Source organism: Fuerstiella marisgermanici, assembly GCF_001983935.1.
In the GTDB taxonomy this organism is placed as follows: Bacteria; Planctomycetota; Planctomycetia; order Planctomycetales; family Planctomycetaceae; genus Fuerstiella; species Fuerstiella marisgermanici.
In genome coordinates this window covers 7547865-7573188 of the sequence record NZ_CP017641.1, presented here as the reverse complement: position 1 = coordinate 7573188, position 25324 = coordinate 7547865, and the positions used below count along the sequence as shown (strand labels likewise).

Here is a 25324-nt window from a genome sequence, read left to right as displayed (position 1 = left end):
ATGATCTGGTTGCACCCGTGGCACGGCAGTTTCCGAATTCGTCTCCTTCAAAGGACGCCCCAATGACTCAGCTTCAGCAACAGGTGAAGGCCGTTCGCCAACGCCAGCAGCAGGAATGGGTGTGGAAGTGTGTGTGCATCGGCCTGATTGCCGGTAGCTCAGTCGCCGGCCTGCTGGCATATTGGCGCCTTTCATCGGGCGGCCTCTTTAGCTGGGGATGGATCGCTGCCGCAGGCTTGTCCGGACCATTGCTTGGAATCGGCTGGGCCTTTTTCACATGCCGCTCGACGCGCAATGCGGCCGCTGCCATCGACAAGGCGTGCAACCTCAAAGATCGCACTGAAACCGCTTTGCAGTTTTCCCAAACCGCCGACGATTCGGCTTCTGCAGCACTCTGCAGACTCCAACTGGACGACGCTGAAGAGCATGCAGCCTCCATTCAGCCGACTCAGGTTGTGCCGATCGAATACCCAAAGCTGTGGCCCGTGGCCATCGCTATGACGATAGCCGCCGTTCTGTTGACAGCGTTCTCCGGACCGCCAACCGATCTTGCGGCGGCCGAAGTCACGAACGAAGTCGTGGATCAACAAGCCGATCGACTCGAAGACGGCCTGGAAGAACTGAAGACACTTCAGGAACAACAGCCGGACCCGGAACTCGACCAGCTTGTGAAGGATCTGCAGCAGATGATTGAACAGCTAAAAGAACCCGGCGTCGATCCGAAAGAAGCACTCGCCAAGCTGTCAGAAATGGAAGCGTCACTGCAACAGATGCAGCAACAACTGACCGATCCTCAGGCCGCTGCCGAACTGCAGCAAATTGGGGAGGCATTGTCGCTTTCCGAAGCCATGGCGACCGCGGGTAGTGCCTTAGCAAAAGGCGACATGGAAAAAGCGGCTGAAGAACTTGTGAAGCTGGAGATGCCGGACCTCGACCGCAAGACCGAAAAAGCGGTCACCGAAAAGCTAGACCAGTTGAAACAGAATAACGCCGACGGCAGCCAGAAGAAAACGATTCAGGAGGCCGCAAGTCAAATCAGTCAGGGCCTAAGCCAGGGCAATCGCGGCAAATTCAGCGACGGCATGAAGGGACTCGCAGGCGCGGCAAAGAAACAGGCACGAAAGAAAAAGCTATCGGACCTGCTTAAAAAGCAGTGTAAGTGTCTTGGCGAATGCAAATCCGAATGTGAAGGCGAATGTCGAAGTCAGGCAGGAATGAATGCGAAGAAAGGCGGCAGCAAAGCAGGTTCGGCCGCCAGCGGAAATGAAGCCGGCGATAAGACCGCCAAACTCAAAACGAAGCCACAGATGAATCTCAAGGGGCAGGAATCAGCCTCGGGCGATGTGGACATTGAAACCGAAGCCAGCAGTGAGCAACAACAGCAGGCCGCTCGGGCGTATCGCCAGAAGGCCGAAGAATACGAAGCGTTAAGTGAATCGGTCCTGGAATCCGAATCCATTCCTCTTGGCCATCGCCAAACCATTCGCAAATACTTCGAACTCATCCGGCCCTCTGGCTCAGAAACAGATGCCGTCAATCAACAGACGGACCCGCAAAACTAAACGTCCAGCGTATAAGGCCGGGCACATTGGAAGCTCAGTAAATTGCGACGGATGCTTCTTCTGTTACCACGTCACCACGTCAAAGGTGAGTTAGCAATCGGCGCGGCTGCTCCTTCAACGAGTCGCGGTTTCGCTCGCAAGTCCTGCCGCATCAAAGTGGCGATCGCACTTCCGGTCGAGTTCACTTGATCCGGTGGCTTGGCACGTCATAGGCGGCCAGGCTCGGACGACGCAGCGTCGTGAGTTGCATCTTTCGTATGCCAGTACGCCCACAGGATCAATAGGCCCTGCATCGGCAACCTCAGAAGGTGAACAAGCGGTGGCGCCGGCATCAAGTCCTGATTCTGGTAGAGATAGATGTTGGCCGGATAGACGGCGATTAACAGGGCGATGATTCCCCATGCCGCCATATAAGATAACTTCGGCACCAGCAACAAGACGCCCAACAGAATCTCACCAGCGCCGCTGATCATCACGAGTTCCGCATGCAGCGGCAGATATGGTGGCATGATCCGCAGAAAGAACTCTGGATTCACAAAGTGCATTGTGCCAGCACCGATCATGAAGATCGCCAGCAGAAATTTCGATGCCGTCTTGACGCGTCTCATGTGTGGTCCTCAGCCAAACACTTCAAAGGAAAGCGTTGAGCAGTTTCAGTTCGAATGCGAAGATGTGAGGTCCACAATTGCGTCGCTGTTGGCCGTATTCAACTTCATTGCCAATCAGGCGATTACTGAACTTCGCCAGGCGGCGAACCAGCTGTAGATCCGCCGGCCAACTTAAACGCTTTAAGAAACGTTTCTGGTGGCTGAGCGCCGGACAATAAGACTTCGTCATTGACGATAAAGAATGGCACACTGCTGACGTTGTGTTGTCGCGAGAAAGCTTTTCCTGCGGCAATCTCTTCCATGCCGTCATCACTGTTCAGCAATCGTTCGACATCCGGCCTCTTCAGCCCGGCATCAGCCGCAAGCTGAGCCAACGTCTTTGGGTCTCCGATATCCAGGCCGTGACTGAAATACGCCATGAATAGCGATTCCACAACGGCATCCTGGGCGCCGCGCTGGCCCGCAAGCCAATTGACTCGGTGTGCATTAACAGTGTTCGGCGTGCGTTCGACCCTGTCGAACGAAAACGAAACTCCTTCCGCTGCCCCAACAGCAGTGACGTTGGCATCCAACGCCTGTGATCGCTCCCAACTGCCGAACTTCCTGGTCCGATACTCTCTGCGAGTAATACCCTCGGCGGGCATAGTCGGGTTCAACTGAAACGGATGCCAACGCACTTGAATTTCAGCGTCGTCGCCAAGGGATGAAATCGCATTGCTAAGCCGCCGCTTGCCAATGAAGCACCAGGGGCAAATCACATCGGAAATGACGTCAACGACGAGATTCATGGGAAGTCCACGATGACAAAATGAGCACAAGCACGGCTTTACGAATAACCAAGGAGCGAACACCGGCCAACTGCCGTCAGCGCGATTCCCGGACTGCGCCGATCAAGTGAGCAGTTGGTTGACGATATTTCCGGCGACGTCGGTCAGGCGAAAATCACGCCCCTGAAATCGGTAGGTCAATCGCTCGTGGTCCAGGCCAAACAGATGTAACAGCGTTGCGTGAAGGTCGTGGACGTGAACGGGATCTTTGGCGACTCCCCAACCGATTTCATCGGTTTCGCCGATGACCTGACCGCCTTTGACGCCGCCTCCTGCCAGCCACATGCTGAAGGAATACGGGTGATGGTCGCGACCGGTCACCGTCTTGAAGTTGGCACGATTCTCACCCAGCGGCGTCCTGCCGAATTCTCCGCCCCAGACCACCAGCGTTTCGTCCAGCAGCCCGCGTTGCTTCAGATCTTTCAGCAGAGCTGTGACAGGTTGATCGGAAATCTGCGTATAGCGTTCCAGACCACTGTCCAGTCCGCTGTGGTGATCCCATGTGGACAGAAACAACGTCACAAATCGCACGCCGCGTTCGATCATGCGGCGAGCGAGTAGACAGTTGCGGGCGTAAGATCCCATGAACCCTGCCGTGGTGTCTTTCGCCGTGTCAGGACGATCAAGCCCGTATGCTTCGAGCGTTGCTTTGGATTCGCCAGACAGATCCAACAGTTCCGGAGCCGTTTGCTGCATTCGAAAAGCGAGTTCGTATGCTTCGATGCGACTGGCGATTTCCGGATTGCCAATGCGGTCAAACCGCTCACGATTGAGATCGTTGATCGCCTGCAAACTTCTCGACTGAACATCGCGCGACACGCCGGGAGGATTGGCGAGGTTTAGCACGGGACTTCCCTGATTGCGAAACAGTGTGCCCGAATACTGCGACGGCAGAAACCCGCTGGACCAACTGGATGCTCCGCCAGGCAGGCCGCGACCGAGCGTTGTCATCGCCACGTAGCTGGGCAGGTTCTTTGATTCGCTGCCGAGACCGTAGTTGAGCCACGATCCCAACGTCGGCCACCCCTGCAGTGGTGAACCGCTGAGCATCAGCAGTTGACCAGGCAGGTGATTGAACTGGTCGCAATGCATCGAACGAACCAGGGCAATGTCATCTGCGCAGGTACTGATGTGAGGCATCAGCTCGGACAACTCCATTCCGCATTCCCCGTACCGCTGGAATCGGCGGGGTGAGCCCATTAGCCGGGCGCTTTCTTTCTGAATGAATGCAAACTTGATTTCGTTGAGTAACGATTCCGGCATCGGCTGGCCGTCGAGTTCATTTAGCTTCGGCTTTGGATCGCACAGATCCATCTGACTCGGCCCACCCTCCATAAACAGATAGATGCACCGCTTCGCCTTCGGAACGAAATGAGAAAACGGCAATTGCGAATCAGCCGCCAGCAGACCGTCGTCCTGCAGCATAGACGCCATCGCCACTGATCCTAATCCGCTGGCAGCGGACGTGAAGAATCGTCGACGGTCGAAATGACACGAATCGGTGTTGGTGGTGGTCATCGTTTCCTGTTCAGTCCCGCGTAATAAACTCGTCCAGATTCATCACGATTCTCGCGACGGTCGTCATCGCGTCTCGCCCGCTGTGATCAAGGTTGTCAGCCGCGACGCCAGACTCCTTCGCTTTGAGTGCCACCAGATCGTGGTAAGCGGCCATCAGAGTCTTCAGCTCATGCTCGGCCGGTTGGCGGCCAAGACAACGGAAGAACATCAGGCTGATGGTATCTTCAGGTTGTTCAGGAAATCGCTCGACCGCTTTACGGCCCAGTTCCTGAGCACACTCATAGAACACGGGATCGTTCAGTAACGTCAGAGCCTGCAGCGGCGTATTGGACCGTTCTCGCCGACTGCACGAAATATTCGCATCCGGCGCGTCGAACGTCATCAGCATAGGGTAGGGCACCGTGCGTTTGAAAAAGATATACATCCCGCGACGATAACGGTCGCTACCTTTGCTGACCGGCCATTTGACGCTGCGACCAACTTCCGTCACGAATGATGGCAGCGGCGGACGGATTCCTTGACGACCAATCGTGCGGTCCAGCAGACCGCTGGCTGTCAGATGCAGATCGCGAACGCTTTCCGCATTCACTCGAAAGCTATTCTGCCGCCACAGCAGCAGGTTGCCGGCGTCGTCCTGACCGGGCACCGAATTTGATGCGGACGACATTCGGTACGTCGACGACAACACGATTTCCCTAATCAGTGCTTTGCGGCTCCAACCTAGCTGCCGGTATTCAGTCGCCAGCCAATCCAGCAACAACGGGTGCGATGGTTTCGCTCCCTGGGTTCCGAAATCGTTCGGCGTAGACACCAGGCCCACACCAAACAACTGATGCCAGATTCGATTCGCGGCCACGCGAGCTGTCAGGGGATTCGATTCATCAAACAGCCATCGCGCCAGATCGAACCGGTCCGGCTCAGCGCCGCGAGAATGCAGCGGAGGCAACACGCGAGGTGTCGCGAGCTCAACCACTTCGCCGGGACGATTGTAGACACCGCGAACGTGAATATAAGTTTCGCGACGATCCTTGGTACGCTCAGCAAACGCTCGCGCTTTGGTTCCCAGAGGTGCGGGTCTTTTTTCGAGATGAGCCGTCATTCGCGCCCGCAGCGATTTCCAGCCGGCATCCTTTGTTCGATAGAACTTTTCGATTTTGCTCAGATGCGAGGCCTTACGATAGCTCTTGAACACCGCAGCGACTTCGGCCTGTTGCTCCGGCGTCAAATCCGGAGACTCGTAGCCTTTCAACTCCTGCAGCAGTTTGTCCCAAGTCGGTTGCCAGGCGTCCATCTTTTGCTTGTGTTCGACAATTTCCCAGGGCCGAGTGGCCGTGACGCCCACTTCGTCTGCGTTATTGAAGAACGCATACAGTTGATAAAATTCCTTCTGGCTGATCGGATCATTCTTATGGTCGTGGCATTCGGCGCATCCCAGAGTCAGACCAAGCCACACCATGCCGGTCGTGTTGACTCGGTCCACAATTTCCTTGGTGCGGTACAGTTCGAGATCGACGCCGGCTTCTGTATTTCGCAAAGTGTTGCGGTGAAATCCGGTGGCGACTTTCTGCTCGACGGTGGGTTCATCCAGCAGATCTCCGGCAAGCTGTTCGATCGTAAACTGGTCGAACGGCATGTCATCGTTGATCGCGTTGATGACCCATTCGCGATAAACCCACGCGTGAGGTCGTTCGCTGTCTCCAAGGTAGCCCTCGCTATCCGCGTAGCGAGCCAGGTCGAGCCAGTGGCGGCCCCATTGTTCGCCGAAATGCGGTGAGTCCAGCAGATCGTCGACCAGGTTCTCGTAAGCAGTGGCGGACGTGTCATTCACAAACAATTCCACTGCACCCGGCAGCGGCGGCAAGCCCGCCAAGTCAAGATACAGGCGACGAATAAGCGTGTGCCGATCAGCCTCCGCAGCCGGTGTCAGCCCGGCTTCTGTAAGTCGTGCAGCGACAAAAGAATCAATCGGACTTCGGATAGGAAATTGCTGTAGCAGCGCGATTTCCTCCGGGACGTCAGGACGCTGGATCGGTTTGAGTGACCAAAGGACGGGCGGTTCCAAAACTACCCCATCCGGCCACACAGCACCGGATTCGATCCATTTGCGAATGACGGCGATTTCCTCCGGTTCAAGCGGAGCTTCCCGTTTCGGCATTTCTGCCGTACCGCCCGACGGGACAATCAAATCCATCAAGTAGCTGGATTCCGCATCGCCAGGCGTGATGATCTCACCACTTTCGCCGCCTTCAAACGTCGACAGGCTTGTCTGCAGCGACAGCTCTCCGCGCTGGTCGCGTTCGTTGTGACAACGCAAGCAGTGCGTCTGCAAAATCGGCGCGACATCCCGCTGAAAATTGACGTCAGCCGCTGAAACGCGCGGTGTGACCGCGAACTGCAGGGCGAAGGCTACCAATAGGATGTGGAGATATGATTTCAAGATTGCCGTTCACTACTGACAAAGTTGATGCGAATTCGGTGAAGATGAACTCCGGGCTCGAAACGGCGTCGCAAAACACAGTTTCGGCTGGCAGTCTACTTCTTCGGTTCCGCAAACGCCAGTTTTTAAGGTGGCTCATGATCTGAAGGCGCACTCCGTTGTTCTACCGCCCCAGTAAGCAAACTCGGCTGGCAACAGTCGCCCTATGTATGGTCGTTCTCTCAGATCGAAAACTGCAGCCTGCAGGGCACATTCTGCAATATTGGTGCAGCATGCCGGAACAGAGAGTCCGGATGAGCCAGCCGCGAAGCCTGAGTTGGATATTCAACATGACTGTCTTTATCGTAGTCGCTGAATCTATCCGCAGAAAGTGCGTTCCTGCGTCCACGGGAATGCCGCTTTTCTCAGTTGAGTCAGCGCGCATTGACGGCTGACTTTTCATTTTCACTTTTCTAACAAGCACGTTCATGTCAGATCATCCGGGACTCACCGAGCCTGCCGCCTCTACGCAGCAAACGACTGAACGCATCGTTTCGATTGATGCTCTACGCGGATTCGACATGTTCTGGATTGTTGGCGGCAGTTCGATTGCCATCGAATTGCTGAAGAACGCCGATCCCGAATCATTTGCAAGCCGTCTGGCGTTGCAGTTCAAACATGTCGAATGGGAAGGCTTTCGGTTTTATGACCTGATCTTTCCTCTGTTTCTGTTCCTGGTCGGGTGCGTGTTGCCGTATTCGCTTCAGAAATACTCAGGGCAGCCGACGGCCGCCTACCGCCGATTGTTTCGTCGCGGCTTTCTGCTGATCCTGCTGGGATTTGTGTACAACGATGTGTTGCAGTTCGACTTTGCCAACATGCGTTACATGCACGTGCTGCAGCGAATTGGAATCGGGTATACGATCGCCGGATTGATTTAACTACACACAAACTGGCGTACTCAGAGCATCATCATTGCGGTAATACTGTTGGGATACTGGGCCGTGTTCGTTTTCATTCCACCTCCCGGCGGAGTTGCGGGCGACTATTCGAAAGAAGGCAACCTGGCAGGCCATGTCGACCGGAACGTCTTACCCGGGATCATTCTGGAAAAGTACTACGGTTACGGTGACAACGAAGGCATCCTGTCCACGATCCCCGCCGTAACCACAGCGATGCTGGGAGTCCTTGCCGGAACGTTGCTGCAGTCAAACCTGGGCCCGTGGAAGAAAGTAGCGTCTCTGGCGCTCGCGGGTGTTGTGAGCCTCGGCGTCGGTGGCTTTTGGGGGCTGAGCTTCCCGGTTATCAAGAACCTGTGGACGAGCAGCTTTGTGCTTGTCGCCGCCGGATGGAGTTTGCTGTTGCTGGCCCTTTTCTACGCTGTCATAGACGTTTTGAAATGGCGTTGGCTCGCGTTTTTTTGGGTCGTGATTGGTGCCAACGCCATCACGATCTACATCTGCAAGGAGTTCGTTAACTTTCGCGACATTGCCGAGTTCTTCTTCGGAGGCGTGGCTCGCCTGACTGGAGATTCCGGCACGCTTGTGCTTCTTGTTGGCACACTGGCAGTCGAATGGCTGCTCTTGTATTTCCTGTATCGACACAAGATCTTCCTGAGAGTTTAGAGTAGTTTACCTAAACTCATTGCCGCGTGGGGCTCGTGGGAGCAGACGATTTGCTATCGAAATCGGTCCGCCGCGGCGACAAGTCAGCGTAACACGCTGTAGGTCGCCACTTCCTGCGAACGGCGCCCTGTCCCCGCTTTCGGTCCCTTCCGTGTGACGATCATTTCGCCACAGACGGAACGGGAAGCGCTGGTGTGTCGTCAGCGTTCAGGCCCAGGATCGATACCAGCCCGTGTTTCGCGTCGAGCGTCAGTACGAAAACGGTGGGAACCAAAAACAGCGTGAACAAAGTCGACATCAGCAAACCGCCAAGAACCACGCTTCCGAGTCCGCGATAAAGTTCACTGCCGGCACCGGGAAACGCGACCAGAGGAAGCAGTCCGAGTACCGTTGTCAACGTGGTAATGAAGATCGGACGAATACGCGTCTGGATGCTTAGCGGAATCGCGTCGCGCGCATCCATTCCTTCTTCCCTCATGTGGTTGAGTGACTGATGCACGATAAGAATTGCATTGTTCACCACCGTGCCAATCAGGATCACAAAGCCCAGCATCGTCAGGACGTCGAGTGCCTGGAACACGAACAGGTTCAACACCGTCAGTCCCAAAATTCCGCCAACCGCTCCCAGCGGCACACTGAAGATGATCACAAACGGGTACAGCCATGATTCGAACAGCGCTGCCATCAGCAGATATGTGATCGCCAGCGCCAATATAAGATTCCACTTCAACGCGCCCCAGGCTTCGCGAAGTTTGTCGGCCGTCCCCGACAGCGTCACCATATAACCGCCTTCAAGCATCTCACCGCGGTGCAGTGGCGTCACGATAGAATCGTTGATCTTCGCCATCGCATCTTCCAGCGGCATCGTGACCGGCGGTGTCACCTGAATCGTGATCGCTCGCTGCCGTTCGCGGCGATTGATCTGTTCCGGGCCGCTGCTGAGTCGTATTTCTGCGACGGCTGACAGCGGGACCAGCTGGCCAAGATCGGTAGAAATCGGAAGGTCGTTCAAATTCTGAGTTCGCTCGGCGAATGATTGCTGACCGACAATCGTCAAATCAATTTTTTCACCGCCGGAAAAGTAGTCGCCCGCATAAGCCCCATCGACAAGAGCATCCACCGTGTAGCCCAAATCAGAAGCATGGATGCCCATTTCCGATGATTGCATCAGACGTGGTTCGATGTGGATTTCCGGACCGGACAAATCTAAACTCGGCTGCGGCATCGCTTGCGCATCCGGAAGCAGTTCTTTCACGTCGCTTAGAACCTGGCCACCAATCGTAACCAGATGTTCGAGATCCGGGCCCGTGATTTCGATGTCCACCGTACGGCCTCCCGTGAGTCCTCGCTCAAACAGGCTGGAGCGTTTGGCCACTGCAATGGTGCCAGGGAACTGTGAGGCGACTTCTTTGATCAGCGGGATCAATTCGTGGACGCGAGTTTCGTCCTGCGCCTCGAACCCCATAAACACCTGGCGACCACGCACGACGTAAAAGTAGTAGCTGATGATGGGGTACTCAAGTTCCTCCGCAGCCGGACTTCCTGGATCGGCGTTCCAATACGGTTTCAGGTCGTCTTCGATCTTTGTGCCCATGGCCAGCAACTGGTCCATGTTGTATCCCGGCGGCGGCGACACGCTGCAGAATACGAAGTTTCTGTTTCCGGATGGCAGATATTCCACCTTCGGCCAAAACAGGTAGCTCAACCCCACCGATGCCCCGACCATCACCAGCACAACTGCCAGCGATCGAACGGTACCGCGTTGAATCCAGCGATTACTGGAAATCACAACGCGAATGACAAGCGAGCCGCACCACTGCAAAAATCGAGGCAAAAGCCCCTGCGATTTTGGATCGGCATTGTCGATTTTGGTGTCGTCCACGTTCGCGGCATTGGGATCCTTTGACTTCGAACGCTTGAACAACCGCGACGCTGCCGTTGGAACCACGGTGAACGAAACCACCAGTGATAATCCGACCGCGCAACTGATGGCCAGAGCGATGTCGCGGAACAATTGCCCGGCCATCTCTTCCACAAACAACACGGGCACGAACACCGCAATCGTCGTCAGCGTCGACGCCACAACAGCGCCCCAAACTTCTTTTGTGCCATTCACCGACGCGGTAAACGCATCTTCTCCTTCTTCGAAGCGGCGGAAAATATTTTCCAGCACAACAACGGCATTGTCGACCAGCATGCCCACGGCGAATGCCAGCCCGGCAAGGCTGATGACGTTCAACGATCGGCCCATCAACCCCAGCAACAGAAACGTCCCAATCACGCTGACCGGAATCGCGAGACCAACGACGAGTGCACCTCGACCAAACCAAAACCCGCCCACGATCACCAGCGCCAATGTCACCAGAACATACGTGGACGACACATAGGCAGCCGCGATCGCTGACGCTGCAATCAAAGGAACGATCATCAACGTCCGACGTCCCAGATGCAGAAACAACAGCAGCACGATCATCGTCAGTGCGCCGCCGAGGAAGATGTTTTGCTGGACCAGTCCAATCGCCGCATGAATGTATTCGGTCTCATCGTAATACTGATACAGTTCCAATCCTCGCTGTTTCAGAATGCCTTCGTTCAGCTGTTTCGTCGCTGCGCGAATGCCAACCATGACGGACAACACATTGGCTCCGGACGCTCGACGCACGGCCATTCCGTTGCTGGACACACCGTAACGCCGCGACACGCTGTCCATCTTCTTGAAACCGATTTGCACGTCGGCCACATCGCCGACGTAAATTGGAGCACCATCGCGCACGGTCAGCACCTGTTGCTTCACTTGTTCCGGACTGCGAAACTGCCCGAGCGTGCGAATCACCCATCGGCGTTTGCCTTCCCAGAAGTCACCGCCTGAAGTGTCTTTGTTTTGGTTCTGCAGCGCGTTGCGAACGTCGATCACGGTTAACTGACGAGCGGCCAGGCGATCCGGATCGACGATGACCTGGAGTTCTTCCTGCTGACCGCCGTAGGTGTACGCATCAGAAACACCGGACACTCGTTCCAGTTGAGTTTCGATGTAGTCTTCCGCAAACTTGCGAACTTCCTGAAGGTCGAGCTCCGGTGGCAGAAGCTGCTTCAATTCCGGATGTTCGTCACCCAACTCGCGCCACGCTTCCTGCAGCCGGAAGACGCGCAGGCCGCTGTTCATGGCGCGACTGGCGGGGGCAAGAGCCTCAGCCAAATCCGGATACTTCTGCTGAAACTCATGAATCTGTTCAACGTCTGGCGGTTTCGCCGTCAACACAAAGCGGGCGATCGGTCGGTCCGCGACATCCGACGCACTGATGACGGGTTCCAACGCGTCGATTGGGTATTCCCGCACCTGTTGCAGTCGCGTGTTAACTCGCAGCATCGCGTCTTCGATGTTTGTACCGACGACAAATTCCAACGTAATCCGGCCGGATGAATCCAGACATTCGGATGACATCTTGGTCACACCTTCGACGCCTTGCAGTTGCTCTTCCTGCTCCTGCACGATCTCGCGTTCGATTTCCTGCGGACTTCCACCCGGCCAACTGGTTTCGATAGTCAGCACCGGATTCTGCACCGACGGAGCCAGCTGCCGCGGCATCCGAACCAGACAAATGGCACCGAACATCACCACCAGCAGCACGCCGACGGAAACTTTGACGGGGTTGCGAATGAACGATTCAATCAGTTGCATGATCAGTCCCCCACGGAAACTGATGTTGTTTCAGCAAGATTCAGCACAACCTGCTGACCATCTTTCAATCGCTCATTGCCGCGCACCACAACCAGGTCGCCCGCCTTGAGTTCACCGCTGACCTGAATCAGTCCCTCATCGGCAATCCCCAACGTCACAGGCACAGAACGCACACTTGCCGCTCGTTCGGCATTTCCATCGGGCGTCGCGACAAACACATATCGACGACTTCCATTTAGAACCAACGCATCTTTGGGAACCAGCGGCATGACGGTGCGGTTGCCGGTTGGCAATATGGCTCGTGCCAGCATGCCCGCCATCAGCACGGGGCGGCCGTCGCGAGTGGTATTCTTCAGCCGAATGTTGACCGGAAACGTGCGTGTCCGCGAATCGGCGATGGGAACAATCTGACTGATCTGTCCCGTAAACACGTCACCGGGAAGTTCCGGAAATTCAATACGGACGTCTTTGTTTTGCTGCAGTCGGACGGCTTGTTCGGCCGGAACATTGCAGACGATTTCCACATGATCCAAAGCGATCACGTCCGCGATCGGGTCCGCGTTGCTCACCCATTCACCGACCTCAGTATGTTCGGCGGTGACGTAGCCGTCGAACGGCGCGTAGATGATGTACTTCTTAATTCGGTCTTCGATTAATTCAACATTCGCCTGCTGCAATTCGACTCGCGCGGTCGCCTGAGCAATCTCTTCTTCGCGAGGCCCCGCTTCGATTCGGCCAAAGGCCGCCTGCAGAGCGAGTAGATTCTGACTGGCGGCTTCACTGCGTTCTGCAGCATCATCCAAATCCGTTTGGTTGGTGGCTTGCCGCTCAAAAAGTTGTTTCAGGCGATTCAGGTGCGTCAACGAATTCTTGTGATTGGCCTTCGCCGCCAGCATGCGAGCCCGCGCTTCAGAGATATCTTCCGGCCGCGCGCCGTTTTTGAGTTGGCGAAGTTCTTCCTTGCGTAGTTTCAGTTCCGCCTGACTGGCCGCAAGTTCGATTTCCAGCGTGCCGGTTCGCAGTTTCGCCAGCGGCTGTCTCGCTTTGACGGCATCACCGGTGTTGACCAGGAACTCCAGCACACGCCCGTCGACCGCTGTACCCACGGTGCTGGATTGAATCGGCATCACCGAACCAACAACGCGGTGCCCCGTGTTCACTTCCCGATTCACCACTCGAGCCACAACGACTCCCGCATCCTGAGCGTGCAACGCTGCCGGCATCAAGCCAATTATCAAAAGCGGCACGATCCCCGCAGGAATCCTGGCATTCGTGTTTTTCGCGCGATGGAGATGCTGGCGGGAAGCACGCACAGGCGGCGGGCTTCCTAGAGAAGGAAGGAACATGGAAGTACTCGCGAAGAGAGGCAGGCAGGCTATGGGGTGGGTCGAGGCAGGGCGTGAGAGCGCAGCTCGCTGTTGATTATTACACAAATCTCACCGTTTGCACGCGTCCAATCCGTCAACTCAAGGCGGCGCACGCGACAGCTGTCACTGATGTCTTGATTGCCCTCGACATAGCGAGGGAACGTCCAACCTCCACAGCTGAGTTCAGCCCGACGGGCCTCGCCAAACTGAAACGGCAATCAGATCCTCGTCGCGAAACTCATTACCACAGTTAAGCGGTCCCAGACGCCGTTACTTCGCATGCGGCATTCTTCCCCAATGCTGCCCGAAATCGCCTGCGGGTCGCTGTTCACGCGCGGTGTCAATTGCGTCTTCGGTATTCAGATGTAACATCAACGAAACGCGAACCTCCGACCTCATATCTGAACCTGAATCCATGAATAGAATTTCGACGTGTATTGCGATTGCAGCACTGCTGGTTTGTGCGGCAGACGTGTCGGCCCAGGAAAAATCTTCGCCAAAGATCCTTGAGACACGCCGTATCTGGGACAAGGCACCGCACAACGCCTTCACAGATCTGCTGCGTCATGAGGGGCAATGGTATTGCGTCTTTCGCGAAGGAAGCAAACACGTTTCACCAGACGGATCGCTGCGAGTGATCACGTCCAAAGATGGTGAGGACTGGGAATCTCTGGCGTTGATTTCTCACCCCACCGATGACCTTCGTGATGCCAAGCTGAGCTTGATGCCAGACGGGCGTTTTCTACTGAATGGTGCCGGCATGCAGGCGGACAAACCAATCCGATATCACTCAATGTCCTGGATTTCTTCCGACAAAGGCCGGACGTGGGATGAGGGCCGGCGGATCGGCGATCCCGGCTTCTGGCTTTGGCGAACTCAATGGCACGATGGCGTTGCCTATTCGATGGGTTACGAAACGAATCGAGATCGGTCGAAACGCACCTTCCGACTGTACAAAAGCACCGATGGCAAAACGTACGACACGTGGATTGAAAAAGTCAACGTGCCAAACGGTGTCGGAGAAGACCGGATTCTGTTCAAGAAAGACGGCTCCGCACTTTGCCTGCTGCGGCACGAAACCGGTTCGAAGATGGGCTTGCTCGGACAGTCAAAACCACCGTTCAAAGATTGGACGTGGCAAGAGCTCAACCTGCGCATCGGAGGCCCCAACATGGTTCAGCTTCCGGACGGACGAATTCTTGCGGCCACCCGACTTTACTCGCCGCGAGCTCGCACGTCGCTTTCGTGGGTGGATCCTGAGGCGGGGACGCTGACGGAATGCCTTGAACTTCCGTCCGGCGGCGACACCAGCTATCCGGGCATGGTTCTGCACGATGGGATTCTGTGGATCAGCTACTACTCGTCGCACGAAGAGAAGACCTGCATCTACCTGGCAAAGGTGCAACCGTAAACGCGCAATGACAACCACACATCAGCTCAACTGTGACGTTCTGGTTGCTGGCGGCGGTGCGGCAGGAGTCCCCTGTGCTCTGGCAGCCGCTCGCTGCGGCGCGAAAGTGATTCTCTGTCACGACCGACCGGTTCTGGGAGGAAATGCGTCAAGCGAAATCCGAATGCATATCGTCGGAGCCAACGGAACGGGCCGATTTGATCGTGGCAAGGAACTGCAGACGGAGGCTCGTGAAGGTGGCATTATCGAAGAGATTCGGTTGGAAAACTGTGTGCGAAACCCACAGCGTTCCGCGTCAATGTTTGACCTGATTCTGTACGACAAAGTACGTAGTGAGCCGAACCTCACGTTGCTGCTGAATACTTCGGTCAACGAAGTGCAGATGCAGCAAGGCGTCAACAAAATTGGACACGTGATTGCCGAACGTCCCAGTACCGAAGACCGCTTTCGAATCGACGCCACGACCTTCATCGATTGTACGGGAGACGGACGTCTCGCCTTCGAAGCGGGAGCGGAATTCATGAGGGGCCGCGAAGGGAAAGATGCGTTCAACGAACCACTTGCACGTGAACAGGCGGATTCTCATCAATTGGGTTCAACCATTCTGATTACAGCTCGCCGACACGACCGGCCGATGCCGTTTGTCGCCCCAAACTGGGTACGCTCGTTCACAAAGGAAGACTTGCGACTGCGACTGTACGCCTGCCCCGGTGAAGAAGAACCAACTCACGAATACGGATACTGGTGGGCCGAATGGGGCGGGACGCTCGACACAATCAAAGACAACGAAACAATCCGTGACGAACTTCTGGCGGTGACGCTGGGGATTTGGAATCACATCAAGAATGGGCCAGCAGGGACCGCCGCTGGCGAAGATCCGTTTTCAGCGTCGCACTGGGCACTGGAATGGATTGGGTTTGTTCCTGGCAAGCGTGAAAGCCGACGATTCATCGGCCAACACGTTCTGACTCAACAGGACCTGCAAACATCCCGTCGATTTGATGACGCAATAGCGTACGGCGGCTGGTCAATGGATCTGCACCCGCCGGAAGGTGTCGACGTGCCGGACGAGGAACCCTGCGTCCAGCATGCTTTGCCGCGGCTGTACGATATACCATTGAGAAGTTGCGTGGCCCGCGACGTGCGCAATTTGATGTTCGCCGGGCGGAATATTTCCGCAACTCATGTCGCGTTTTCGTCAACGCGAGTGATGGCAACATGTGCGGCGATCGGGCAGGGCGTTGGCACCGCTGCGGCACTGGCGTCCGCAGAATCAGTTTCGGCGGCTGACATCGTGACAGACCAGCAGTTGGTGAACCGGATTCAACAGAGACTACTAAGCGATGATTCGTTCCTGATCGGAAAAGTGAACGACTGCTCTGACGACATCACCAGGCTCGCAACAATCACGGCCTCAAGTGAACAGGCTGAGGGACCAGCTGTGAACGTCATCTCAGGTCAAACGCGAAGCGTCCATGGCGAAAGCGGCGTCGCGGCAGATCGCACTGTGGCGAGTTCCCATCGCTGGATGTCCGTCTGTGACGAATTCCCGGCATGGATCCAATTCGACTGGCAAACACCGCAGCGAATCCATTCGATTCAATTGATCTTCGACACAGGTTTGCACCGGCACCTCACGTTGACTCACCACGACGGCTACAATTCCAAAATGCAGTGGGGTACACCGCAGTCCGAAACGGTTCGTGACTACAGCATTCAGTGCACAAACGATGGCAACTGGCAGGATCTGATAACCGTCACCGACAACTATCAGCGTCGGCGACAGCATACGTTTCCGGGAGTGGTCCATACGAAGTCGCTGCGAGTCACAGTCACTGCAACCAACGGAATCGATCACGTTCGCGTCATGGAAGTGCGAGTCTATTAGACTGGCAGCTTTAACGGCAGTTTCTGAATCACTCAGACTGCTGGCGGCGGTTTGCGTTTTTCGAAAAGGATGGCACAGACAGAATTGCGACGGCCGTCGTGCAATGCGACACGGGCCTGTTGCACGTCCGCGATGTCCTTTTTATACAGCAAAAATACCACATGGAGATTCCTGATGGGGCAGCGGCGAAGTTTAAATTGGACAATCAATATCGCAGTCTTATTGACTGTCGCAGCGACCGCTCAGGCCCAGCCTCCTGCGATCGGCGATCCACTGCCCATGGCTCAACTGAAGCAGCGCTTTGGTGAGCAGGAATTTCTGCCGCCAGGAGGATTCATTCTTGAGGTCGGACAAAAGTTGCCGGAACTTGTCTGGCAGCACCCCGACTCAGTTGCGAAAGTCGTCGACGACATCGACATCCCCACTCGCTGGTTTGACGAACGCTTCGAAGAAGTCGAAACCGCCGACAAACCGGGGTGCTATTACGTCTACGGCGAAGCGCCTGTACCGGCCGGGCCTGTGCTTCGCCGAGCCATGACCTGTTGCTGCGTTGCGAAGGACGTGAATCTCACTCAACTTGCCGAACGGAGTATTTCGTCCCTCGTTTCCGAAGGCGATCGAAATTCAGATCGCAAGGAAACTGACGCATTGCTGCGTCGCTGGCGAACAACGGAAGCAGGTGCTGTCGAACTGGCTGCGTTGCTGGATCCAGATCAAGCTGTGCCTGCTGCACGTATCGGTCAGTGGCAAATGGAAAATGCGACGCGACACGTCCAGCTCAAACGCAAACTCATGGGCCTCGAAGGAAAAGCGGTGGTCAAGGCGACGCCAGTGCGACTGAAGGGAGATCCCGCTCCCGAGTTGCGGAAAGCGCCGCTGGATGAGGCGGAGATCACGGAAGACCGCGTGCGAGAAATCGAAGCAAAGCTCGACGAATGGCATGCGTCCACTTCAGAACCGATGGCCGTGGTGATTGCCCGCAACGGTGTGATCGTTGTTGCCAAAGGATACGGAACGCTGCATGATCGGCCGGTGACCATCGACACGCCCATGAAGCTGGATTCCGCGATGAAGCCGCTGATTGGACTTCAACTGGCCACCTATGTTGATCGCGGATTGATCAAGCTGGATGAACCAGTCGGCAATTTTCTACCCGACTTCGATCAACCAGAAGACAGTCAACTCACCTTTCGCGCAGCACACGCTCACCTCACGGGGATTCACTTTCCCTGGAGCCTCGCATTTTCGCGATTGTTCTATTTCCACACGTGGCATGAAAGTCTGATCGCTCACTGTCAGCGCGAATGGAAGCCTGGGGCCAAACATCGATACGGCGTGGTCGGCGTGATTCTCTCCGTCCGGGCACTCGAGCTTCTGCGCGGAAGAAATTATTGGGACGCGATGGAACGGGATCTTTTCGAACCACTGGGAATTCGAAACGTGCTCCCCGGTGGAGTTGGGTTCTCCGCAGAAAGCATGGCACGGATTGGTGTCGTGCTGGACAACCGCGGCAAGTACGGCAAATGGGAAGTGATTTCAGAAGCAACTCACAAGGCCATCCTTCCCACTTCGCTGAAGCCATGGTTTCCGGACGTGGATATGAAATACGGAATTGGTCTTCAGGATCAGAGTCGGCTTCTGGGACCGGGAAGCTACGGTCACGCTGGCGGGTGCGGGACGCTGCTGGCCATCAACCCGGAAAAGCACCTCGTGGTGGCAATGGCTCGGAATGCTCGCGGTAAAAACTACCAAAAACATCTTTCACAACTGGCGGCATTGCTAAAAACCTGGATCAACGACAACCACTGAAGAATGTCCAATAACAGCCCATGAATCAAAATTGGCTGCCCAGCTGATAGCATATTGGCGAGACGGAAAGAGAACCGGGATCGCGCCCGTCGTCTCAAAGAATTCAGCCACATATCTTCATGCCGCTTAAGACACGTTTGTATGCCTGAAAAACTAACGCTGCTTATTCACGTATTTGCCACTGTGTTCATGGTCGGCCTGATCTGGTTCGTTCAGATCGTGCACTACCCACTGTTTTCAAAAATCGGTGCGGATCAGTTCACGGCGTACGAAAAGCTGCACCAGCAAATGACGACTTGGGTTGTGGGGCCTGCGATGCTTATTGAGTTGGTAACGGGCGTGATCTTAGTGAAGTATCCACCAGCGGAATCGACGACGCTCACGTGGATCGGCCTGGGGCTTATCGTCCTGATTTGGATTTCCACGGCTGCGCTGTCTGTGCCAGCCCACAATTTACTGGCCATCGAATATACGGATACCGCATATCACAAACTGGTCGCCACAAACTGGATTCGAACGATTGCCTGGTCTGGGCGAGGAATCCTTGTACTGACTCTCGTCTGCCGCACAATGGAGTAATATCGGGCGGAATGTTTCTTCCGCGATCCAACGTCGTCGCCAGCAGGGCGCTCGTGCTGCTGCTGACTGCTCGGGTTTAAATATGGATTCTAACGATGCCAGACCTGCACCAATCGGTGGCCCTGTTGCGGCACCCTCAACAATTGGAAAACCTGTGGCTGACATATTGGCACGCTGGCCGCAATTTCTATGATTTCGTTTGGACAGAGCGCCTCGAAAACGAATCGTCTCGCGAATCGCTGGACCGCGAGATCGCGTGGCTACTCAACCTGCGGCAGAGCAAGGACTACATCATTTCCAGCATGGCTCGTCTCCACATGGAAATACCATCAGAGACATCCACGAGCGACACCGGATCGACCGTCGAATTTTACGTGGTCGACCTCTACGGCAAGTTGGGAATGGCTTCAGTGGAACTGAACAGAAATCTCCGCTGGCTAACCAGCGAAGAGGTGCTTTCGGGGCAAACAACGGACAGGTTGAATGTCAATCCTTGGTTGGTGAAGATACTGACAAGAGCTGACGTAATTGCACGACACACTCGGTAGCCCCATAGCGGCCATAGCACCCAAAGAAAGCTGATGAGAAATCTAGTCCTCGTCCTTGGCGATCAGCTCGACCATGCATCAGCGGCCCACGACGACTTTGATGCCGACAACGACGTTGTCTGGATGGCGGAAGTCGACACGGAGACGACTCATGTGTGGTGCCACAAACTTCGGATCGCAATGTTCCTGTCGGCGATGCGGCACTTCCGGGATGAGCTGCGAAAGAAGGATCGCACGGTCGAATATCACGAGCTACAGCGGCAGCCGTCGAAAGATCGAGGACGCACGTTCGCGGAGGTGCTGGAGAAAGACGTCGAGCGGCTGAAACCGGAGCGGTTGGTGGTCGTACAACCGGGTGATCTGCGAGTGCAAACGCAATTAAAGGACTGCGTGGCGGAACTCGGAATCGAATTGGAGATCCGCCTCGATCGGCACTTTTACTGTACGCGGGACGAGTTCGCAGAATATGCCGACGACCGCAAAACGTTGCAGTTGGAATACTTCTACCGCGACCTGCGAAAGAAGCACGACATTCTGATGGAAGATGACCGGCAGCCGGAAGGTGGCCAATGGAATTTCGATCACGACAATCGCAAAAGCTTTGGCCGGTCCGGACCTGAGGCGTTGCCAAAACCGAAGAACTTTCGACTGGACGCGATCACAAAGGATGTGATCGATTTGGTTCAGCACCGTTTTAAAGAGCATCCGGGTAGCCTCGACCACTTCACGTTGCCAGTAACGCGCAGGCAGGCGAAGTCTTTTCTGAATCACTTCATCGACAACATTCTGCCCGACTTTGGCAAGTGGGAAGATGCCATGTGGACGGATGAAGCGTTTCTGTATCACTCGCGCCTTTCCGCCCCGCTGAACATGAAGCTGCTGAATCCCCGGGAGTGCGTAGACGCCGCCGTCGAAGCGTACCGCATTGGCAATGCTCCACTAAACAGCGTGGAAGGTTTTGTAAGGCAGATCCTGGGCTGGCGAGAGTTCATCCGTGGCGTGTACTGGCTGAAGATGCCTGAGTATCTGGAACTAAATCACTTCGACCACCAGCGTGACTTGCCGTCGTTTTTCTGGGACGGCGAAACGGAAATGAACTGCGTCAAACAATCGATGCAGCACGTCATCGATCACGGTTATTCGCACCATATCCACCGCCTGATGGTGCTGGGCAATTTCGCTCAACTGTGGGGCGTTCGTCCGCGACTGTTTCACGAATGGCACATGGCGATGTACGTCGATGCGATCGATTGGGTCTCTTTGCCGAACACTCTGGGGATGAGTCAGTTCGGGGACGGCGGCATCGTGGGGACGAAACCATATTGCAGCAGCGGAAACTACATCAACAAGATGAGCGATTTCTGCAAGAGCTGTCGATTCGACTACAAGAAGCGAGTCGGAGACGATGCCTGTCCGTTTACGACACTCTATTGGGAATTCCTCGATCGCCACTTTGATTTACTCAAGGACAATCCACGGATGAAATTCCCGATCAAGAACCTCGAGAAGATGCGTAGCAAACCCGGCGAGATGTCAGAGATACGCGACCGGGCGGCCGAATTGCGAGAATGACGCCGACGGGGCTGAAGCGACGATAAGTTTCGCTGATGGCAGCCAAAATTTGTGGATATCGAACGGACTTCGTGACCAATCGTTCGCTGATGAAGACAAAAAAAAGGGGCGGTCGGATGTATCCGACCGCCCCTGAAGGTGTTTGAGTTGTTTGCTGAACTACGGAAGGATCACACTGTCGATGACGTGGATCACGCCGTTACTGGTTTCGATGTCCGTCGCCACAACGTTGGCTCCATCAACCATCACGGCACCATCAGAAACCTTGATTGAGGCCATTTTGCCGTTGACAGTTTTGGCCGAGGAAAGTTTCACGACATCGCTCGCCATAACTTTGCCAGCCACGACATGGTAGGTCAGCACGGCGACCAGCTTGTCCTTGTTCTCCGGCTTCAGCAGGTTCTCAACGGTCCCTTTCGGAAGCTTGGCGAATGCTTCGTCGGTTGGAGCAAAGACGGTGAAGGGGCCTTCACTTTTCAACGTGTCGACAAGGCCAGCAGCCTTCACTGCCGCAACGAGTGTGTTGAATGAACCGGCACTCACGGCGGTTTCGACGATATCTTTATCAGCTGGCAGAAGCACGCTGTCGATCACGTGAATTACGCCATTCGACGTTTCGATGTCTGTTTTGATGACGTTGGCACCGTCGACTGTGACTTTGCCATCAGCAACCTTGATGTCGACCTGCTGCCCCTGGACCGTTGCAGCACCAGTCAACTTCACCACATCGGCTGCCTTCACCTTGCCAGCGACAACGTGGTAGGTCAACACTGCTTGCAGCTTAGCCTTGTTCTCTGGCTTCAGCAGGTTTTCGACGGTGCCCTTCGGCAGTTTTGCAAAAGCGGCATCTGTGGGGGCGAAGACAGTGAAAGGTCCGTCACCCTTCAGTGTTTCCACAAGTCCCGCAGCCTTGACGGCTGCGACTAAAGTCTTGAATGAGCCGGCAGCGACTGCGGTATCAACAATGTCTGACGCTGGAGCGGCGTGTGCGGCGACGGGGCGAGCGGCGACTGGCCGCGAGGTTGTGGTGATGTACGTGACGCGCGATTGCTGACACGGTTGACCAGATCGGACAACAGTACCGTTACATTTCCGTCCGGCGTTGGCAGTTGCCGCGAATGTGGCGATTGCCGTCAGTGCGATGAGCTTCTTCATTGTTCTTTTCCTTGACGTTTTGGGAGATAAATGTTTTGAGTTGTGTGTGAGGGAACGCTGTTGTTTCGATCGATGGCAGTTTGTAGAGCCCTCGTTGACGTCGACCACGGAAAATTTGCAAAGAGCTCAGAATGGAACGACGCCGACAGCGTTCGGGCAATGTGAGCGACCGCTTCGATGCACTGTTGAAACCTGAACTATTGAAACCTGAACGGCTGCAACCTGAACGGCTGCAACCTGAGCAGCTTTAAGGGAAAGCGTCTGTCGGCTGGCTGTTCAAGTCCTTCTGTCACCCCGACAACGGTGAAAGGAGCAATCTCTTGAAGGCCTGCAATCACCGCGTCACCTGGAATGTCAGCGGGCGGGTCTGGAATCGGTCGCGCCAATCAGCGTTCGGACGTTGCTTCGTTCGGCCGAGGATGTTGGTCGGGCAGAGCAGGCTGTCTGCTGTGGAGTGCCAATATCGGCTGCTGTTACGTGAACCAAAATGCGGCTGCCGCAACCTTCGCGGGACGCTCGATTCGCCGCACAGCGTCCATCGCGATAGGCCGACAAGCGGTTAAAGCGGCAGCCAGCTCATTTCCTGAATGATTCACGATGGAAACCTGCCGAAGCCCGTCTAGAACTGGTTCGGTTTCTTACACCCAGACATTAGATTCAAAAAGGAACGACGAGCTATGACAGATGGCACCGATACAAAAACATGGCCGGAACTTGCAATTGGCCTCTACGACCGACTTACCGAACGCAATGCGGAGATCGCATACAACTTCGACGATTTCCAGCTGGGGGTGCCCAGCAGCACCAGCTCTGATGCAAAACACGCTCAGTGGAAACTGAACGGAGCGATTCGTGTCACGACTCGCAGCGGAGCAGCCAGTTGACCGCCCGACGCATGCTGGGCGTTTGCTGCGACGTGAAAGTCGACATCGGTGACCAGCAGGTCACTGTCTGCGGAGATGGAAGCGACATCGTCGTGGAGGTCCCATCGCTGACTTCGGTCTACCGAGTAATGAGACAACTACGGCGTCTCGCCTGGAGGAAGAAACGCCTCTCCGAACTTTCGGGGCTGTTGCAGACTGTCGGACTGACATTGGTCGTAAGAACACCGAGCCGTAAGCTGATTTCCCTCGGCATCGAAAACGATTCGATGCTGTTGCGGCTGTTCGGTGTTCGAAATGCTCGGCTTCACTTAAGCTGACTGACGCAAGCCGCCGTTTGATAAGCCGACAGTCAATCTTCAAGAATTAGCGCAGAGGCGTTTGGAATCGCAATGGAGCAATGAACTCAGTTCGCAAAATTCTGATCACGGGCGGCACCGGTTACGTCGGGGGCCGCCTGGTTCCATTGCTGAAGGACAGGATTCCGGAGATTCATCTTCGGCTCATGGCCCGCAAACCAGATTACCTTCGGCTCCGCGCCGGTGAGGGAATTGACATCGTTGAAGGCGACGTGACCAAGCCAGCCACGCTCGCGAAGGCACTGGAAGGAATCGATACGGCCTACTACCTGATTCATTCCATGGGTAGTGGTGAAGACTTTGAAGACCAGGACCGCGCGGCCGCTCGGAACTTCGCTCAAGCTGCGAAAGCAGCCAGCGTTCAACGAATCGTGTATCTCGGGGGTCTGGGCGACGAGGATGAATCTTTATCAAAGCATCTGCGAAGTCGCCACGAAGTCGGCAACGTACTGAGGGAATCCGGGGCTCAGGTGATCGAGTTTCGCGCGTCAATCATCATTGGTTCCGGAAGCCTCTCGTTCGAATTAATACGGTCCCTCGTCCAAAAGCTGCCGGTCATGATTTGCCCGAAGTGGGTTTCCACGGCAGCTCAGCCCATCGCAATTGAAGATGTGCTGGCTTACCTCTCGCAGGCTCTTGACCACGAACAGGGGGAAAGCCAAATTTATGAAATCGGGGGCCCGGATCAGGTTTCGTACGGCGACCTGATGCGTGAGTACGCTCGGCAACGCGGATTAAAGCGGCTGATGATTCCGGTGCCGTTCCTTTCCGCCCGACTGTCCAGTCTGTGGCTGGGATTGGTCACGCCGGTGTACGCGACGATAGGTCGCAAGCTGGTTGAAAGCCTGAAGAATCCAACCGTCGTCCACGACAATTCGGCAATGGATGCCTTCGCGCTGAAACCAATGTCTCTGTCGGCAGCAATACAGCGAGCTCTTTCCAAAGAGGATCAGGAGTTCGCAACGACTCGCTGGCAGGACGCTGTTTCATCGTCGATGGCCCTGCGTCGCTTCGGAGGCGAGCAGTTTGGCAATCGGTTGGTTGACTGCCGGACGATGGCCGTCAGCAGTAGCCCCGAACAAGCGTTTGCCCCTATCCAACGCATTGGCGGCAAGACGGGGTGGTACTACGGGAACTTTCTTTGGCGGATCCGCGGCTTCCTGGATCTGCTGGTCGGCGGGCCGGGGCTCAGACGAGGACGAAGGCACCCTGTGGAACTCCACGTGGGCGACACGCTCGATTGTTGGCGAGTCGAGAAGATCGAAGCTCCTCGAATTCTAAGACTCTATGCCGAAATGCGGTTGCCGGGGCGGGCGTGGCTGGAATTTGTGGTAACGCCTACTGACTCAGGGTCCAGCATCACTCAAACAGCGATGTTCGATCCGGTCGGCCTGTTTGGAATCGTCTATTGGTATTCCATCTGGCCTCTGCACCAGTTCATTTTCGCCGGAATGCTGCGAAGAGTCGCGGAAGCGGGAGCCAGCGAGACGTTCGTGCCCCAACCCGAAAACATTTAGAGT

19 protein-coding genes are annotated in these 25324 nt (G+C 55.6%); 12 read left to right on the top strand and 7 right to left on the bottom strand.

The window, feature by feature from the left end; all coding sequences use genetic code 11:
• The first annotated feature begins 62 nt into the window (after nt 1–62).
• Entirely contained in the window at nt 63–1562 is a 1500-nt protein-coding gene (locus Fuma_RS28475) for a hypothetical protein (protein WP_077027102.1), read from the top strand.
• A 206-nt stretch (nt 1563–1768) separates the two neighbouring features.
• Here the strand turns inward: Fuma_RS28475 and Fuma_RS28470 are convergent, their stop codons facing one another.
• The 4 genes from Fuma_RS28470 to Fuma_RS28455 all read right to left on the bottom strand — a co-directional run bounded on the left by Fuma_RS28470 (nt 1769) and on the right by Fuma_RS28455 (nt 6952).
• Entirely contained in the window at nt 1769–2170 is a 402-nt protein-coding gene (locus tag Fuma_RS28470) for a DoxX family protein (RefSeq protein WP_077027101.1), read from the bottom strand.
• Between the two features lie 122 nt (nt 2171–2292).
• Nucleotides 2293–2958: a DsbA family oxidoreductase gene (locus Fuma_RS28465; protein ID WP_077027100.1), complete on the bottom strand. Its 666-nt coding sequence runs from the start codon at nt 2956–2958 to the stop codon at nt 2293–2295.
• Between the two features lie 102 nt (nt 2959–3060).
• The gene (locus Fuma_RS28460; RefSeq protein ID WP_077027099.1) at nt 3061–4515 is read right to left on the bottom strand and encodes a DUF1501 domain-containing protein; all 1455 of its coding nucleotides are present in this window, start codon (nt 4513–4515) and stop codon (nt 3061–3063) included.
• A 10-nt stretch (nt 4516–4525) separates the two neighbouring features.
• The gene (locus Fuma_RS28455) at nt 4526–6952 is read right to left on the bottom strand and encodes a PSD1 and planctomycete cytochrome C domain-containing protein (protein WP_083732396.1); all 2427 of its coding nucleotides are present in this window, start codon (nt 6950–6952) and stop codon (nt 4526–4528) included.
• Nucleotides 6953–7419: 467 nt separating this feature from the next.
• Between Fuma_RS28455 and Fuma_RS34475 the strand changes: the two genes are divergently transcribed.
• Entirely contained in the window at nt 7420–7872 is a 453-nt protein-coding gene (locus tag Fuma_RS34475) for a DUF5009 domain-containing protein (RefSeq protein ID WP_083732395.1), read from the top strand.
• Nucleotides 7873–7935: 63 nt separating this feature from the next.
• On the top strand, nt 7936–8556 hold the full coding sequence (locus Fuma_RS34470; protein ID WP_083732394.1) for a hypothetical protein: 621 nt from the start codon (nt 7936–7938) through the stop codon (nt 8554–8556).
• A gap of 160 nt (nt 8557–8716) precedes the next feature.
• Here the strand turns inward: Fuma_RS34470 and Fuma_RS28445 are convergent, their stop codons facing one another.
• Together Fuma_RS28445 and Fuma_RS28440 are read right to left on the bottom strand one after the other, a co-directional pair.
• Nucleotides 8717–12235, bottom strand: coding sequence for an efflux RND transporter permease subunit (locus Fuma_RS28445; RefSeq protein WP_077027098.1), 3519 nt, complete (start codon nt 12233–12235; stop codon nt 8717–8719).
• Nucleotides 12236–12237: 2 nt separating this feature from the next.
• Complete coding sequence (locus tag Fuma_RS28440) at nt 12238–13458, bottom strand: efflux RND transporter periplasmic adaptor subunit (RefSeq protein WP_077028611.1); 1221 nt, start codon at nt 13456–13458, stop codon at nt 12238–12240.
• A gap of 559 nt (nt 13459–14017) precedes the next feature.
• Between Fuma_RS28440 and Fuma_RS28435 the strand changes: the two genes are divergently transcribed.
• The 6 genes from Fuma_RS28435 to Fuma_RS28410 all read left to right on the top strand — a co-directional run bounded on the left by Fuma_RS28435 (nt 14018) and on the right by Fuma_RS28410 (nt 21409).
• The gene (locus Fuma_RS28435) at nt 14018–15013 is read left to right on the top strand and encodes a sialidase family protein (protein WP_077027097.1); all 996 of its coding nucleotides are present in this window, start codon (nt 14018–14020) and stop codon (nt 15011–15013) included.
• Nucleotides 15014–15020: 7 nt separating this feature from the next.
• Nucleotides 15021–16901, top strand: coding sequence for an FAD-dependent oxidoreductase (locus Fuma_RS28430; protein ID WP_077027096.1), 1881 nt, complete (start codon nt 15021–15023; stop codon nt 16899–16901).
• Nucleotides 16902–17033: 132 nt separating this feature from the next.
• Complete coding sequence (locus tag Fuma_RS28425) at nt 17034–18710, top strand: serine hydrolase domain-containing protein (protein ID WP_158521170.1); 1677 nt, start codon at nt 17034–17036, stop codon at nt 18708–18710.
• Between the two features lie 141 nt (nt 18711–18851).
• A complete protein-coding gene (locus Fuma_RS28420; protein ID WP_077027094.1) occupies nt 18852–19289 on the top strand; it encodes a hypothetical protein in 438 nt (145 codons plus the stop codon).
• A 95-nt stretch (nt 19290–19384) separates the two neighbouring features.
• On the top strand, nt 19385–19837 hold the full coding sequence (locus Fuma_RS28415; RefSeq protein ID WP_077027093.1) for a hypothetical protein: 453 nt from the start codon (nt 19385–19387) through the stop codon (nt 19835–19837).
• A gap of 33 nt (nt 19838–19870) precedes the next feature.
• On the top strand, nt 19871–21409 hold the full coding sequence (locus tag Fuma_RS28410) for a cryptochrome/photolyase family protein (RefSeq protein ID WP_077027092.1): 1539 nt from the start codon (nt 19871–19873) through the stop codon (nt 21407–21409).
• Between the two features lie 159 nt (nt 21410–21568).
• On the opposite strand, the gene Fuma_RS28405 is transcribed toward Fuma_RS28410, so the two are convergent.
• Nucleotides 21569–22564 carry a fasciclin domain-containing protein gene (locus Fuma_RS28405; protein WP_083732391.1) on the bottom strand — a complete coding sequence of 332 codons (996 nt, stop codon included), beginning with the start codon at nt 22562–22564 and terminating at the stop codon, nt 21569–21571.
• 677 nt (nt 22565–23241) lie between these two features.
• Here Fuma_RS28405 and Fuma_RS28395 point away from each other — a divergent pair.
• The 3 genes from Fuma_RS28395 to Fuma_RS28385 all read left to right on the top strand — a co-directional run bounded on the left by Fuma_RS28395 (nt 23242) and on the right by Fuma_RS28385 (nt 25321).
• Entirely contained in the window at nt 23242–23448 is a 207-nt protein-coding gene (locus Fuma_RS28395) for a hypothetical protein (protein WP_077027090.1), read from the top strand.
• A complete protein-coding gene (locus Fuma_RS28390; protein WP_145944430.1) occupies nt 23445–23765 on the top strand; it encodes a hypothetical protein in 321 nt (106 codons plus the stop codon). The genes Fuma_RS28395 and Fuma_RS28390 overlap by 4 nt, the downstream gene beginning before the upstream one ends.
• A gap of 80 nt (nt 23766–23845) precedes the next feature.
• Nucleotides 23846–25321 (top strand): SDR family oxidoreductase, encoded by a 1476-nt coding sequence (locus Fuma_RS28385; protein WP_077027088.1) that lies wholly within the window; start codon nt 23846–23848, stop codon nt 25319–25321.
• Nucleotides 25322–25324 lie beyond the last annotated feature (3 nt).

Coding starts and splice junctions, on each gene's coding strand:
- Fuma_RS28475 (WP_077027102.1), top strand. CDS start 63: ATGACTCAGCTTCAGCAACAGGTGAAGGCCGTTCGCCAACGCCAGCAG.
- Fuma_RS28470 (WP_077027101.1), bottom strand. CDS start 2,170: ATGAGACGCGTCAAGACGGCATCGAAATTTCTGCTGGCGATCTTCATG.
- Fuma_RS28465 (WP_077027100.1), bottom strand. CDS start 2,958: ATGAATCTCGTCGTTGACGTCATTTCCGATGTGATTTGCCCCTGGTGC.
- Fuma_RS28460 (WP_077027099.1), bottom strand. CDS start 4,515: ATGACCACCACCAACACCGATTCGTGTCATTTCGACCGTCGACGATTC.
- Fuma_RS34475 (WP_083732395.1), top strand. CDS start 7,420: ATGTCAGATCATCCGGGACTCACCGAGCCTGCCGCCTCTACGCAGCAA.
- Fuma_RS28445 (WP_077027098.1), bottom strand. CDS start 12,235: ATGCAACTGATTGAATCGTTCATTCGCAACCCCGTCAAAGTTTCCGTC.
- Fuma_RS28440 (WP_077028611.1), bottom strand. CDS start 13,458: ATGCCGGCAGCGTTGCACGCTCAGGATGCGGGAGTCGTTGTGGCTCGA.
- Fuma_RS28435 (WP_077027097.1), top strand. CDS start 14,018: ATGAATAGAATTTCGACGTGTATTGCGATTGCAGCACTGCTGGTTTGT.
- Fuma_RS28430 (WP_077027096.1), top strand. CDS start 15,021: ATGACAACCACACATCAGCTCAACTGTGACGTTCTGGTTGCTGGCGGC.
- Fuma_RS28425 (WP_158521170.1), top strand. CDS start 17,034: ATGTCCTTTTTATACAGCAAAAATACCACATGGAGATTCCTGATGGGG.
- Fuma_RS28420 (WP_077027094.1), top strand. CDS start 18,852: ATGCCTGAAAAACTAACGCTGCTTATTCACGTATTTGCCACTGTGTTC.
- Fuma_RS28415 (WP_077027093.1), top strand. CDS start 19,385: ATGCCAGACCTGCACCAATCGGTGGCCCTGTTGCGGCACCCTCAACAA.
- Fuma_RS28410 (WP_077027092.1), top strand. CDS start 19,871: ATGAGAAATCTAGTCCTCGTCCTTGGCGATCAGCTCGACCATGCATCA.
- Fuma_RS28405 (WP_083732391.1), bottom strand. CDS start 22,564: ATGAAGAAGCTCATCGCACTGACGGCAATCGCCACATTCGCGGCAACT.
- Fuma_RS28395 (WP_077027090.1), top strand. CDS start 23,242: ATGACAGATGGCACCGATACAAAAACATGGCCGGAACTTGCAATTGGC.
- Fuma_RS28385 (WP_077027088.1), top strand. CDS start 23,846: ATGAACTCAGTTCGCAAAATTCTGATCACGGGCGGCACCGGTTACGTC.